This window comes from Nocardia elegans NBRC 108235 (genome assembly GCF_001612845.1).
GTDB lineage: Bacteria > Actinomycetota > Actinomycetes > Mycobacteriales > Mycobacteriaceae > Nocardia > Nocardia nova.
Genome location: NZ_BDBF01000016.1, coordinates 150538 through 164410, shown reverse-complemented (window position 1 = coordinate 164410; position 13873 = coordinate 150538). Strand labels below are relative to the sequence as shown.

Below are 13873 nucleotides of genomic sequence, written 5' to 3'. Positions count from 1 at the left end.
GGCGCCGCGGCCGCGCAGCCGCCCACGCCGGCCGCCGGTCCGCTGGCCGGAATCACGCTCGAATGTCTGGCCGACGGCCGTCCGGTCGATCTCGGCGCAGCGCTGGCCGGGCGCCCGGCGCTGGTGAATCTGTGGGCGTATTGGTGTGAGCCGTGCGCCCGGGAACTGCCCGCGCTGCGGCAATTCTCGGCGCGCGCGGGTAGCGCGCTGACCGTCGTGACCGTGCACAGCGATCCCGACGAGGGCAAGGCGCTGGCCCGATTGCGCGACCTCGGTGTGCGTCTGCCGGGTATGCAGGACGGTGCCGGAAAGGTGCGCACGGCGGTGCGAGCGCCGGCCGTGCTGCCGGTCTCGGTACTGGTTCGCGCCGACGGTTCGATCGCGAAGGTGGTGGTCCGGCCGTTCGACACCGCCGACGACGTCGCCGCCACCGTCGCGCAGGAATTGGGGGTGCGGGTGTGAACGGGCAGGCAGTGCGTACAACCGTGGAGGGCCTCGTCCGTGCCCGATAGATCCGAGATGAACGACAATTCGACAGCTGAGGACCGGCCGCACCGGCTCGCCACCGATATCCCGGGGTGGTTGCGCGGCGTGGCCGAACATGAACCGGCCGATCCGACGGGCGTGAATCAAGTACTCAAACGCACCGCGGGCAAGGTGGCCGCGGCCGCTCTGCGTCCCCGCGAGGCCGCCGTCCTCGTCCTGTTCGGCGGTTCGCCGGAGCCCGATGCCGGAACCCGCGGCGGTCTCCCGGCCGACGCCGACGTGTTGTTGACCCAGCGCGCCGCCACCCTGCGCCAGCACCGCGGGCAGGTCGCCTTTCCCGGCGGCGGGGTGGAACCGGGTGACGACGGTCCCGTCGGCACCGCGCTGCGCGAGGCGCGCGAGGAGACCGGTCTCGACCCCGTGGGTGTGGAACCGTTCGCCATCCTGCCCAAGATCTTCGTCCCGCCGTCGCGGTTCGACGTCACGCCGGTGGTCGCGTACTGGCGCACGCCCGGTGAGGTGCGGGTGGTCAGCGAAACCGAGGCCGCCCGCGTGGTGCGGGTGCCGCTGACGGATCTGATCGACCCGGCGAACCGGTTCGTCGTTCGCCATCCGCTGGGGTACATGGGACCGGCGTTCGCGGTCGATGGCATGCTCGTCTGGGGTTTCACCGCCGGTGTGCTCGCCGGTCTGCTTGCGGTATCGGGATGGGAGCGGGACTGGGATCACCACGATGTGCGTGATCTGCAGGCCTCGCTCGCGGCAGTGGGGATGACGTTATGAGTAGTTCCGGGTGGCTCGACCTCGCGGTCTTGATCATCGCGCTGCTGGCTGCCACCTCGGGGTGGAGACAGGGCGCGGTGGCCTCGGCGCTCGGATTTCTCGGCGTGGTGCTCGGCGCGGTCGCCGGCATCCTGATCGCGCCGCACATCCTGCAGCACATCAGCGAGGGCCGTAAGCGCGTCCTGGTCGGCGTCGTGCTGATCGTCGCGCTGGTGATCGTCGGCGAAGTGGCGGGCATGGTGCTGGGCCGCGCCGCGCGCAGCGGTATGCGGCACCCGTTCACCCGCAGTATCGACAGCGTGGTGGGTGCGGCGCTGCAGTGTGTGGCCGTAATGGTCACCGCCTGGCTGCTGGCGTTGCCGCTGGCGTCGTCGTCCCAGCCGGGTATAGCGGCCGCGGTCAACGGCTCCCGGGTGCTCGCCGACGTGAACCAGGTCGCGCCGAACTGGCTGCGCCGGGTGCCGAACGAATTCTCCAAACTGCTCAACACCTCGGGCCTGCCGGAGGTGATCGGCCCGTTCGGCCGGGCGCCGATCGCGGCGGTCGAGCCGCCGGACCCCAGCGTTCTCGACACGCCTGTCGCGCTGAATCTCCAGCACAGCGTGTTGCGGGTGAACGGTGTCGCGCCGAGTTGTCAGCGCGCGCTGGAAGGTTCCGGCTTCGTCGTGGCGCCCGAGCGCATCATGACCAACGCGCACGTGGTCGCGGGCACCTCCACCGTGCAGGTCGACACCGCGCGCGGTCGCCTGGACGCGACGGTGGTGCTGTTCGACCCGGCCAAGGATGTCGCCATCCTGGCCGTTCCCGGACTCAACGCGCCGGTGATCCCGCTCGCCCCGTCGGCCGGAAAATCCGGGCAGAGCTCGATCGTCCTCGGATACCCCGGCGGCGGCCCCTACACCGCCAGTGCGGCCCGGGTGCGCGAGACGCTCGAGCTGACCGGTCCGGACATCTACAAGAGCAACACCGTCGAACGCCAGGTCTACACCGTGCGCGGCCGGGTGCGCGCCGGCAATTCCGGTGGCCCGCTGGTCGACACCGACGGTGAGGTGCTGGGCGTGGTCTTCGGCGCGGCGGTCACCGACGACGACACCGGCTACGTGCTCACCTTGAAGGAAGTCGAATCCGATCTGCAGGCCGCGTCGAATTCGACCGCGCCCGTCGGCACCGGTGACTGTGTCCTGAGCTGACCCGCTGCCGGCCCACTTTCAGGGCGAAGTCGCGGCGCCGACGCCGGCGCTGCGGACTTGTCGAGGGCCTGCGTCCATGGGCCTGCCGTGCGCTAGCGGTACTGCGTGGACCGTGGGCTGCTGTGCGCTAGCGGTACTGCGCGGACCGGGGCCTGCCGTGCGCTAGACGTACTGCGCGGTCGCCGGATCACCCAGGAGTTTCGACAGTTCCGCGGTGACGGCGTCCGGATTCTCCTGGTGGGCGAAGTGCCCGGCCTGCGGGATCGTGACCACCCGGCGATCGGGTGAGAGTTTGCCCGCGCCGCGCACGGTCGATTCGAGCATGTAGTGGTCGGCGTCGCCGCGCAGGATCAGCGTCGGCACGCGGACGGGTTCGCGCATCGCCGACAAGAAGCGGCGGCCGTCGGGACGCCACTGACTACGGAAGGCCCAGCGCTGATATTCCAGGGCGCAGTGGGCCGCACCGGGTATGCGGATCGCCGAGCGCATGCGCTGGGCGGTGTCGACGAATTCGGAGGTGCCCGCCCACTGCGGCCGCACCCGCTCGCGCACGAGACGTTCGATTTCGAATCCGTCCTGGCGGGTGAGCCGGCGCTCGCCGTACCGCGGCAGCTGATACCGCAGGAAATTCGGCAGATAGGCCGCGCGCTGGCGACGATCGCGCAGCACGGCCCGTCTCAGCGCCACAGGATGCGGTGAGGCGATCAGCGCGATCGAGCGCACCACCCGAGGGTGCAGAACCGCGGTCGCCCAGCACACGAGTCCACCCTCGGCGTGGCCGACCAGGGTCGCGTCGGTGTGCCCGAGCGCCCGCACCAGGCCGGCGATATCACCGGCCAGCGTCCAGCCGTCGTAGCCGCGCGGCGGTTTGTCGGAATCGCCGTACCCGCGCAGATCGACCGCGACCGCGCGGTAGCCGGCCTGGGTGAGCCCGGTCAACTGATGCCGCCACGACCACCAGAAATCGCCGAAGCCGTGCAGGAGGACGACCAGCGGCCGCGCGGGATCGCCCACCGCATCGTCGGGGCCGCCCTCGGCGATGTGGAATCGGATGCCGTTGGCGTGCACGTCGCGATGCCTCCACGGGCCGTCGAAGCGGACGCTGGACGGATCGGGAAGCGGATTCGACGACACGCCGAAAGCGTAATAGCCGGACTATGCCGTCGGCTTGGCGGCCGGGCCGTCGGCGTGCGATCCGAAGCCGTGCGGCAGCACCGTCCGGGTTTCCTTGAGCGATTCGATCGTCTTCTCCGGCGCCCGCAGTTTGCGGACCTTCCGGTAGCCGAGCAGCGCCAGCACCGCCACCACCACGATCATCAGCACGAAGACGATCAGGAACGCCGCCCACCGGTACAGCCACACATCCAGCAGCTCGGCGAGGAAGAAGAAAAAGAAGAACGACGAGAACAGCAGCACCGTCAGGGCGCCGATGAAGAAGACGCTGCCCTGCAGGCCCTTCTTGATCTCGCCGGTCACCTCGGCCTTGGCCAGCTCCACCTCGGCGCGGACCAGGGTCGACATCTGCTCCGCGGCGTCGCGCACCAGATCCCCGACGCTGGCATTCGCGGTGGTATCGACCTCGGACAGCGGAATCGAGGTGATGGTCCGGTTTCGGCCCGCGTCGTTACCGCCGTTTGTGAAGCTCAATTGCTCGACCCTTCTCCATGTCCCGGTGCTGTCCGGCCTTCACTCGTATTCGGTGGCCGCACTCGCGTCTCGCCGCGCCTGATGCGCCCGCCCACGCCGCAACAGTAGCGCCGAACCGAGCAGAGAGGCCGTCAAGGACGTCATCAACACGGCGGCTTTCGCCAGTTCGGTCGCGGCCCGGTCGGGCAACGCGAGTTCTGCCACCAAGAGGCTAACGGTGAAACCGATCGCGCCCAGTACCGACAGGGCCGACATATCCCGATTGCCGAGACCCGCGGGCCGAGTGGCGATTCCGAACCGGATCGCCAGCCAGCTCGAGCCGAAGATGCCCACGGTCTTGCCGACCAGCAGTCCGGCGATGATCGCCAACGACAGCCGCGAGGTGAACAGCTCGCCGAAAATGCTGGCGGACAACGGAACTCCGGAGGCGAACAGCGCGAACAGCGGTACGCACACGCCGGCGGAGATCGGCTGGAACAGATGCTCGAGCCGGGCGGCCGGCGCCTCGTCCTCCTCCGGATCCGGGCGTACCCGGGTCAGCAGCCCGCAGATCACCCCTGCCAGCGTGGGATGAATCCCGGCCTCGTGCAGGGCATACCACGACAGCAGCGCCAGCGGCACGTACACCAACGGGGTACGGATACGCAGCCGCTGCGCCAGCGCCCAGCCCGCGAAGCAGGCGGCGGCGCCGACCAGCCAGACCAGCACCACCGTGGTAGTGAACAGCACCGCGATTATCACGATCGCCATCAGATCGTCGACGACGGCCAGGCTGAGCAGAAACACCCTGGCCCCGGCCGGAATTCGCGAACCGGTCATGGCCAGCACCGCGAGCGCGAAGGCGATATCGGTCGCGACCGGAATCGCCCAGCCGCGATCCATCCCCGGCACACCCCAGCCGATGACGAAGGCGATCACCGCCGGGGTGATCACGCCGCCCATCGCGGCCACCACCGGGAGCGTGGCCCGTTTCCGGTCCGCCAGCTCACCGACGACGAGTTCGCGCTTGAGTTCGAGCCCCGCGACGAAGAAGAACACCGCGAGCAGACCGTCCTTGGTCCAGTCGCCCAGAGTGAGGTTCAGATGTAGCGGTGGGATCGCGAGAGTGGTGTCCACCATCGCGAAATAGCCGTCGCGCCAGGGCGAATTGGCCCACAGCAGCGCTACCGCCGCCGCGACGAGCAGCAATGCGCCGCCGACGGTTTCGATGCGGAGATAACGAGCGAGCTCGGAGCGCAGCGCGACGATCACGGAGTTCCTTTCGGGAGCGGACGGCGACTGCGGCGGGCACTCCCGCAACGGGCTCACCAACCACACGCCGACCAGACTTCCCGGCACTCCTTGACAAAATTTTACCGGTTCAGGCGTAGCTGTTTACGGCCGCCTCCGGGCTTCGCGGCGGCGAACGGCCGAGCCCACGCCCGGTGCGGCACCGGACGTGGGCTCGACAAGCGGGGGCGATCAGGCGTTGGAGGCGCGGATGGCTTCGAACACGTTGGGGTCGACCAGGGTGGAGGTGTCGCCGAGTTCGCGGCCCTCGGCCACATCGCGCAGCAGGCGGCGCATGATCTTGCCCGAGCGGGTCTTGGGCAGTTCGGGAACGATGTGGATTTCGCGGGGGCGGGCGATCGGGCTGATCTCGCGGGAGACCTCGGCCTTGAGCTCGTCGACGAGTTGCTGGCCGGAGTTGTTCGAGCCGCCGGTGAGGATGACGAAGGCGACGATGCCCTGTCCGGTGGTGGCGTCGCTGGCGCCGACGACCGCGGCTTCGGCGACGCTGTGATGTCCGACGAGGGCGGATTCGACTTCGGCGGTCGAGATGCGGTGGCCGGAGACGTTCATGACGTCGTCGACGCGGCCGAGGACCCACAGGGCGCCGTCGGCGTCGATCTTGGCGCCGTCGCCGGCGAAGTACCAGCCCTGGGCGGCGAAGCGTTCCCAGTAGGTGGCCTTGTAGCGTTCGTCGTCGCCCCAGATGCCGCGCAGCATCGACGGCCACGGCTGGTCGAGCACGAGATAACCGTTGGCTTCGGTGGACCCGCGTTCGACCGAATTGCCTTCCTCGTCGACGACTTTCGCGGAGATGCCGGGCAGCGGGGCCATGGCGGCGCCGGGTTTGGCGGCGGTGACGCCCGGCAGCGGCGAGATCATGATGGCGCCGGTTTCGGTCTGCCACCAGGTGTCGACGATGGGTGCGGTGCCCGCGCCGATGACTTCGCGGTACCAGCGCCAGGCCTCGGGGTTGATCGGTTCGCCGACCGAGCCGAGTACGCGGATCGAGGACAGGTCGTGGGTGTCGGGGATGTCGCGGCCCCACTTCATGAAGGTGCGGATCAGCGTGGGCGCGGTGTAATAGATTGTGACGCCGTACTTTTCGATGATCTGCCAGTGCCGGTGCTCGTCGGGGAAGTTGGGGGTGCCCTCGTAGACGACCTGGGTGGCGCGGTTGGCCAGCGGGCCGTACACGATGTAGGAGTGTCCGGTGACCCAGCCGATGTCGGCCGTGCACCAGTACACGTCCTGCCCTGGTTTGTGGTCGAAGACGTAGTGGTGGGTGTAGGCGACCTGGGTCAGGTAGCCGCCCGAGGTGTGCAGGATGCCCTTGGGCTTTCCGGTGGTGCCGGAGGTGTAGAGGATGTAGAGCGGATGCTCGGCATCGAAAGCGCTGCAGGCATGGTCCGTTGATGCCTGGGCGACGGTTTCGTGCCACCACCGGTCGCGGCCCTCGGTCCATGCGATCTCGAGATTCGTGCGCCGCACCACCAGCACGTGTTCGACGCTGTGCGGGACGTCGCCGTGGGCGTAGAGCGCCTCGTCGACGGCTTCCTTCAGCGGTGCGGCCTTGCCGCGGCGCCACTGGCCGTCGGTGGTGATCACCAGGCGGGCCTCGGCGTCGTCGACGCGCTGGCGCAGGGCGCTGGGGGAGAAGCCGGCGAAGACCACCGAGTGGGTCAGGCCCAGCCGGGCGCAGGCCAGCATCGACACGATGGCCTCGGGGACCATCGGCATGTAGATCGCGACCCGGTCGCCGGCGACCAGGCCGAGTTCGGTGAAGTAGTTGGCGGCCTGGCACACCTCGGCCTGCAGCTGGGCGTAGGTGATCGAGCGGGAATCGCCGGGCTCACCTTCCCAGTGGATGGCGACCTGGTCGCCGTAGCCGTCGGCGACGTGGCGGTCCACGCAGTTGTAGGCGATGTTGAGCTTGCCGCCGGTGAACCAGCGCGCGAACGGGGCATCGTCCCAGTCCAGCACCCGATCCCATGGTTGATGCCAGTGCAGTCGCTGCGCCTGCTCGGCCCAGAACCCCTCGCGATCCGCCGCTGCCCGCTCGTAGATGGACGCATCGGCATTGGCTGCCGCGGCGAATGCGGCGGTAGGCGGGTACACGTCTCGGTGCTCAGCGGTGGTGTCGGTCATCTCGCCTCCATCGGGCCTGTCCATCGGATACGCGTCGGCCGCAGCGTGACCGCGGCCACGATGTGACCCTAACGGACTGTGACCTGCGCCGCGTACCGGTCCCGAACGGTGGGCTCGGGAAGCGGACCCCGGTCGGCCGCGGGATGCGCTCGGCTAGCGTGTGGGTCGTGAGCGACGTGCTGCAACCCCTGGTCGACCTGCCCGGTGTCCGCGAGGCGGCCGACCGCGCCCGCGATGCGCTCGCCGAAGTCCACCGGCACAAGGCGAACCGGCGGGGCTGGCCGACCACGGCGGCCGAGGCGGCGGTCCGCGCGGCGCGCTCCTCGGCGGCGATCGACGGCGGGGCCACCGAACTGCCCGCCGACGGCCGGGTCGCCGATCCGATTCTGGCGGGAGCGTTGCGGGTCGGGCAGGCCCTCGACGGTGACGCGCTGCGGAATCTGGTCGGCGTGTGGCAGCGGGCACCGCTGCAGGCGCTGGCTCGTCTGCATCTGCTCGCCGCGGCCGATCTGGTCGACAACGAACACGAACTCGGCCGGCCGCGCCCGGAGCCGGGCGTCGCCGAACGACTCGATCTGCTGGCTCAGACCGTACTGACCTCGAGCGCGCCGGCCCCCGTGCTGGCCGCGGTGGTGCACGGTGAGTTGATGTCGTTGCGTCCCTTCGGTTCGGCCGACGGCGTGGTGGCGCGGGCGGCGTCCCGGCTGGTGGCCGTCGCGAGCGGCCTGGATCCGCACAGTCTGGGCGTACCGGAGGTTTTCTGGTTGCGACGCCGCCAGGCCTACCTCGACGCCGCGGCGGGCTTCGCCGAGGGGACGGCCGAGGGTGTGGGCGGTTGGGTGGTGTTCTGCTGCGGCGCGCTGGAAGACGGTGCCCGCGAGGCTCGATCGATCGCCGATGCGGCGGCATGAACGCGGCGCGTGAGCGCTGATCACAGCCAGCGCGAAACGGGTCCGCACATCGAAGCGGGCGGCGTAGCCGTCGTCGGCCTCACCGCCCGCTAGCACGGACTACCCGGTTACCAAGCGTGCTTGTCGGGTTGTGTTCTGCGGCCTCGGCGATCATCCGAACCCCGCCGGTTCATCCCCGCAACCTGTGCGAGGCCATTGCCGACGTGAATTCGAATTTCGCAGGCCCACAACGCTTCTGCCCTTGTCGCGGCGCGCTCCGCGTGGGTGCCTGGCGTCCGTGCTGGGAAGTGCGGATGGGAGATCGAACCTTCTCTTCCGTTTCGATCTTGGCCTTCCGCCCCTCCGTGCGTCCATTGTTACTCTGTGAGACCCCTCACATCAAGGGTCGAAAGGACATTACTCATAATCGGCGTGTGGTCCTACGAATCGTGGTTACATCGATGGGTTGCGCGTCGTTGACCAGCCGCGATGCGCTCGGAGCGCCACCCTCAGCGGCGCCGGCGCAGCAGCCGGTAACTGAGGGCGCCGGCCAGTACCGCGCTCACTCCGACCACTGCCGTGGCGGCCACCGTCGTGGTCGACGGCGCGGGAATCCGCGACCACAGTGACACCGGATTGGAGAAGGTCAGGATCGGCCAGTCCCGGGCCACCGCCTCGCGTCGCAGGTTCCGGTCGGGGTTGACCGCGGTGGGATGTCCGACCGCCGACAGCATCGGCAGATCGGTGATCGAATCGGAATAGGCGTAGCAGCGCGAGAGGTCGTAGTGCTCGGACGCGGCCAGCTTCTCGATCGCCTCGACCTTGCCCTCGCCGTAGCAGTAGAACTCGACTTCGCCTGTGTACTTACCGTTTTCGACCACCATCCGAGTGGCGGCGGTGTGCGTCGCACCCAGCGCGGCGGCGATCGGGGCGACGATCTCCTCACCCGACGCCGAGACGATCACGACGTCGTGGCCGCGGATCTTGTGGTCGGCGATCAGATCCGAGGCCTCCGCGTAGATCAGCGGATCGACCAGTTCGTGCAGTGTTTCCGCGACGATCGAGCGCACCTGCGACACGTCCCAGCCGGCGGTCATCTTCGTCAGATGTTCGCGCATCCGCTCCATCTGGTCGTGGTCGGCGCCGGAGAGCAGGAACAGGAAGTGCGCGTAACTGGATTCCAGTACGGTGCGCCGATCGATCAGGCCCTGCGCGAAGAACGGCCGGCTGAAGACGAACGCGCTCGACTTGGCGATGACCGTCTTGTCCAGATCGAAGAATGCGGCGATCCGGGGTGCGGACGAAGCGTCCGTCGTCCGGTGCGCGCGATTCGCTGCTGCATCGTTGCGGTGTCGCGGGTGCCCGGTATCCCCGGCGGCCCGATCGTTCGTAGCTGTTTGGTCGCCCTCGGCCGTCACGGCTCCAGAATAGGGAGCTTCCCCGGTGATGCGGCGTTCAGCCCGGCCGCACGCCCCATCCGATGCCCCGGGAGCCGCCCGCTCCGGGCCGAAACTTCGTCGCGCGATGGACTTGCATTGCCGCCGGTTTCTGGGTGTAGTATTGCTGGCACCTGGACATGGTCCAGGCGCGTTCAGCCCGACCCCCCGGGGCTGAACCCCGACGGCCCCAGCCTCCTCCCCCCCCGGCTGGGGCCGTCCTCTATTTCCGGACCGTTCAGCTGTTACTCGGCGTGCAGTGTTTGTCCACAGCCCGCGAGTTGTCCACATTCGGCGTTGGGGCCCTGGTTCGCCCTGCCGATCCGGGTGAGGCTGGCTGACATGAATTCCGTTGCAGCAGTTCCTCCTCCGGCACTGGTGCTGGTCGGTGACCACCGGTTACGCGACGAGGTGCGTCGCATAGCGGCCGCCGCCGACCGTGGCCTGGACGAACGGTCGATGCCCGTCGGGAGGCATGCCTGGGCCGCGGCCGCGCTGGTGATCATCGATCTCGCGGCGGCGCGTACCTGTGCGGCCGCCGGATATCCGCGGCGCTCGGGCGTCGTGCTGGTCGGCGGCGGTGAACCGGATCTCGACCATTGGCAGGCCGCGGCGGCGGTCGGAGCCGAGCAGGTCATCGCGTTGCCGAGCGCTACCGAAACACTGATCGAGGCCTTCGCCGCCTACGCCTGGCGCGATCCCGGGGACGGACTCGTCCTGGCCGTCGTCGGCGCGGGGGGCGGTGCCGGGGCCTCGGTCTTCGCCGCGACGCTGGCCCTGGCCGCCGCGGCCCGGCGGTTCCGGCCGCACGTTCTGCTCATCGACGGCGACCCGCTCGGCGGTGGCATCGATCTGCTGCTGGGTATCGAGTCGGTGCCCGGTCTGCGTTGGCCCGAACTCTCCGTCGAGGACGGCCGGGTGGCCGCGCAAGCCCTGCACGACGCATTACCCGCCGCCGCACCAGGACTCGGCGTATTGGCCTGCAGCAGACCGGCCGGCTCCGGACCGGACGATATCGGCACCGGCGCGGCCCGCGCCGTCGTCGAGGCCGGCCGCGGCGCCGGCGATCTGGTGGTGTGCGATATATCCGGCAGTCGGGGCCCGCATACCGATCATCTCCTCGGTGCCGCCGATCTCGTCGTCTTCGTGGTGCCGGCCCGGTTGCGTGCGGTGGCCGCCGCGGGGGCGGTCGTGGCGGATATCCGTCGTCGAAACCCGAACCAGGCCTTGGTCGTTCGAGGCCCCGCACCGGGCGGACTGCGCGGTCGCGATATCGCGGAGGCATTGGGGCTGCCCCTGCTGGCCGCCATGCGTGCCCAACCCGGACTCGCGGCCGAGCTGGAACGCGGTGGGCTGACGCTCGGCCGCGGGCCGCTCGCGGCGGGAGCGGAGTCGGTGCTGTCCGCATTGCCGGAGGGGGCTCGATGAGCGGGGTGGTGAGTGCCGAACTCCTGGACCGGGTTCGGGAGCGACTGGCCGCCCAGGCGGGTGAACACGATCCGGCCCGCCTGGCCGCCGCCATCCGCGCCGAAGCCGGCCGAGTCCTCGGTGATACGGACCTGCTGCGCGCTTTGCGCATGCTGCAGACGGAAATGACCGGCGCGGGCGCGCTGGAACCGTTGCTGCACGACGCCCTGGTCTCCGATGTGCTGGTGACCGCGCCCGATGCGGTGTGGATCGATCGCGGTAGCGGTCTGGAGCGCACCTCGATCCGCTTCCCGGACGAAGCGGCCGTGCGGCGCCTGGCTCAGCGTCTGGCGCTCGCCGCCGGCCGCCGGCTCGACGATGCGCAACCGTGGGTGGACGGGCGGCTGCCGGAATACGAGCGAGCGCCCGGCGAGAGCTTCGGCGTGCGGCTGCACGCGGTCCTCGCGCCCATCGCACAGGGCGGAACGTGTATCTCGCTGCGGGTACTGCGCCCGGTCGGCCACAGCCTGCGCGGACTGACCGCCTCCGGAACGCTCACACCGGAGTCGGAACTGCTGCTGGAGAGGATCATTCGCGCACGGCTCGCCTTCCTCGTGGTCGGCGGCACCGGCGCCGGGAAGACAACGTTGCTGTCGGCTCTGCTGGCGCACGTCGACCCCGCCGAACGCATCGTGTGCGTCGAGGATGCCGCCGAACTGTCGCCGCCGCATCCGCATGTCGTCCGGCTGGTCGCGCGTATCGCCAATGTGGAGGGCGCGGGTGCCATCACGGTCCGGGACCTGGTCCGTCAGGCACTGCGGATGCGGCCGGATCGGATCGTCATCGGAGAGGTGCGCGGGGCCGAGGTGGTGGACCTGCTCACCGCACTGAATACCGGACACGACGGGGGCGCCGGGACGGTGCATGCGAACTCGCCACGGGAGGTGCCCGCTCGTCTGGAAGCCCTTGCGGCACTGGGCGGAATGGGGCGGGCGGGGCTGCACAGTCAGCTCGCCGCGGCCGTCCAGGTCGTGCTCGCGATGCGGCGCCGCCCCGACGGTGGGCGAGTCCTGCAGGAAATCGGGCTGGTGACCCGCGAAGGGGAGGCGGGTGTGCGCATCGAGACGGCCTGGTCTGTGGATCCCGTTGCGGCACCGGCGAATACCGCGCTGCAGCGGTTGCTGAACGAGCGGTTGCGGCAATGACCCTGAGCTTGCTGTGCGGTGCCGCAGCGCTGCTGCTCCTGCCGACCACGCCCCGGCGGCACCGGCTGCGTGCGCTGTGCGGACGACCGGAGAAAACGCGAAACAACCCGTGCCGCTGGATTATTCGCGGCGTGGCTGCTTCGGCGGTGGGGGCGGCGGTCGTCTTCGGTCCCGGGTCCGCGGGTGCGGCCGCGGTGCTCGTCACCACGCTGACCGTGCGCTCGAAGAACCGCCGCGAGGAACGCCGCCACGACGACGAATGCCGGAAACTGCTGGAAGGGCTGGAAGTGGTGATCGGTGAACTGCGCACCGGCGCGCATCCCAGCGCTGCCGCCGCCGTCGCGGCCGCGGAGATCGGTGGAGCGGCCGGAGCGGCCTTCGCGGTGAGCGCCGCACGAGCCAGGCTCGGCGGTTCGGCCGCGGACGGATTGCGCGGGCGTCCCTGCGCCGTCACGACCGAACTGGATCGCGTCGCGGCTGCGTGGGAGCTGGCCGAGCGGCACGGCCTGGCATTGGCCGAACTGTTGAGTGCGGCCCGCGACGACCTCGCCGGGCGAATGCGGTTCAGCGAGCGCACGACCGCCGCCCTGGCGGGTGCGCGGGCCAGCGCCGCGGTGCTGGCCGGACTCCCGCTCCTCGGCATCGCGCTCGGACAGCTGATGGGTGCCCACCCCCTGCAGGTGCTGATGAGCCGAGGGGTCGGAACCATCGTCTTTCCGCTCGGCGCCGGGCTCATCGGGGTGGGATTGCTGTGGGCGGATGCCATCACGCGACGGGTTTCGGTATGAACGGTCTGTCGATGGCACTGCTCTGTTCCGGTGCCGCGCTGCTCGCCCTTCCGGGCCGAATCACATCGGTTGGCCGCCTCCGCGCGGCCCGCGGCGTTGCTGCCACGCCGCGGAAGGATCTGCGCCCGGCCACCGGCGACCCCTTGGGGGTGGCCTCGGCCCTGGATCTGCTCGCCTCGTGTCTGCGGGCGGGCTTGCCGACCGCCACGGCGGCCCGCGCGGTTGCCTCGACCGCCCCGGAGCCCTTCGCTTCGGCGCTGCGGCGGGCGGCGGAACTGCTGGCGCTCGGCGCGGACCCGGTCACCGCCTGGGAGCGCGCGGCCCGGGAAGCGCCCGTCGCGGAGATGTACGCGCTCGCCCGGCTGGTGCGCCGTTCGGCCCGCTCGGGTGCGGCTCTGACCGGCGCGGTCTCCGAACTCGCGGAAAAGTGCCGCGCGGCGGTCGAGGATGCGGCCGCCGCGCGGGCGGAACGCGCGGGCGTGCTCATCAGCGGCCCGCTCGGGCTGTGCTTCCTGCCGGCCTTCGTCTGCCTCGGCATCGTCCCGGTGATCGCCGGACTGGCCGGTCGAGTACTGGGCGGTGGGTTGTTGTGACCACACCAGAGATTCGGTGCGGATCCGCCGC

At 70.0% G+C, this 13873-nt stretch carries 13 protein-coding genes; 8 read left to right on the top strand and 5 right to left on the bottom strand.

The window, feature by feature from the left end; all coding sequences use genetic code 11:
- From NE2_RS13935 to NE2_RS13925, 3 genes are all read left to right on the top strand, one after another.
- Positions 1 to 462: TlpA family protein disulfide reductase (locus NE2_RS13935; RefSeq protein ID WP_063026281.1), on the top strand; the 462-nt coding region annotated here is incomplete at its 5' end.
- Positions 463 to 519: 57 nt separating this feature from the next.
- Complete coding sequence (locus NE2_RS13930) at positions 520 to 1269, top strand: NUDIX hydrolase (protein ID WP_063026280.1); 750 nt, start codon at positions 520 to 522, stop codon at positions 1267 to 1269.
- Complete coding sequence (locus tag NE2_RS13925; protein WP_063026279.1) at positions 1266 to 2459, top strand: MarP family serine protease; 1194 nt, start codon at positions 1266 to 1268, stop codon at positions 2457 to 2459. Before NE2_RS13930 ends, NE2_RS13925 begins: the two co-directional genes overlap by 4 nt.
- Before the next feature lie 162 nt (positions 2460 to 2621).
- On the opposite strand, the gene NE2_RS13920 is transcribed toward NE2_RS13925, so the two are convergent.
- From NE2_RS13920 to acs, 4 genes are all read right to left on the bottom strand, one after another.
- The gene (locus tag NE2_RS13920) at positions 2622 to 3593 is read right to left on the bottom strand and encodes an alpha/beta fold hydrolase (protein WP_063026278.1); all 972 of its coding nucleotides are present in this window, start codon (positions 3591 to 3593) and stop codon (positions 2622 to 2624) included.
- A 21-nt stretch (positions 3594 to 3614) separates the two neighbouring features.
- Entirely contained in the window at positions 3615 to 4106 is a 492-nt protein-coding gene (locus NE2_RS13915; RefSeq protein WP_063026277.1) for a phage holin family protein, read from the bottom strand.
- Between the two features lie 39 nt (positions 4107 to 4145).
- Complete coding sequence (gene nhaA / locus NE2_RS13910; RefSeq protein ID WP_063026276.1) at positions 4146 to 5357, bottom strand: Na+/H+ antiporter NhaA; 1212 nt, start codon at positions 5355 to 5357, stop codon at positions 4146 to 4148.
- A 210-nt stretch (positions 5358 to 5567) separates the two neighbouring features.
- Complete coding sequence (acs, locus tag NE2_RS13905; protein ID WP_063026275.1) at positions 5568 to 7523, bottom strand: acetate--CoA ligase; 1956 nt, start codon at positions 7521 to 7523, stop codon at positions 5568 to 5570.
- A 167-nt stretch (positions 7524 to 7690) separates the two neighbouring features.
- On the opposite strand from acs, the gene NE2_RS13900 reads away from it, so the two are divergent.
- Positions 7691 to 8434, top strand: a complete 744-nt coding sequence (locus NE2_RS13900) for a Fic family protein (RefSeq protein WP_063026307.1) — start codon at positions 7691 to 7693, stop codon at positions 8432 to 8434.
- Positions 8435 to 8922: 488 nt separating this feature from the next.
- On the opposite strand, the gene NE2_RS13895 is transcribed toward NE2_RS13900, so the two are convergent.
- The gene (locus NE2_RS13895; protein WP_063026306.1) at positions 8923 to 9702 is read right to left on the bottom strand and encodes an HAD family hydrolase; all 780 of its coding nucleotides are present in this window, start codon (positions 9700 to 9702) and stop codon (positions 8923 to 8925) included.
- A 489-nt stretch (positions 9703 to 10191) separates the two neighbouring features.
- Here NE2_RS13895 and ssd point away from each other — a divergent pair, with 489 nt between their 5' ends.
- The 4 genes from ssd (at position 10192) to NE2_RS13875 (ending at position 13842) form a co-directional block, all read left to right on the top strand.
- Positions 10192 to 11277, top strand: a complete 1086-nt coding sequence (gene ssd / locus NE2_RS13890) for a septum site-determining protein Ssd (protein ID WP_063026274.1) — start codon at positions 10192 to 10194, stop codon at positions 11275 to 11277.
- The gene (locus tag NE2_RS13885) at positions 11274 to 12461 is read left to right on the top strand and encodes a TadA family conjugal transfer-associated ATPase (RefSeq protein ID WP_063026273.1); all 1188 of its coding nucleotides are present in this window, start codon (positions 11274 to 11276) and stop codon (positions 12459 to 12461) included. Before ssd ends, NE2_RS13885 begins: the two co-directional genes overlap by 4 nt.
- A 131-nt stretch (positions 12462 to 12592) precedes the next feature.
- Positions 12593 to 13249, top strand: a complete 657-nt coding sequence (locus NE2_RS13880) for a type II secretion system F family protein (RefSeq protein WP_307617756.1) — start codon at positions 12593 to 12595, stop codon at positions 13247 to 13249.
- On the top strand, positions 13246 to 13842 hold the full coding sequence (locus NE2_RS13875) for a type II secretion system F family protein (protein ID WP_063026271.1): 597 nt from the start codon (positions 13246 to 13248) through the stop codon (positions 13840 to 13842). The genes NE2_RS13880 and NE2_RS13875 overlap by 4 nt, the downstream gene beginning before the upstream one ends.
- Positions 13843 to 13873 lie beyond the last annotated feature (31 nt).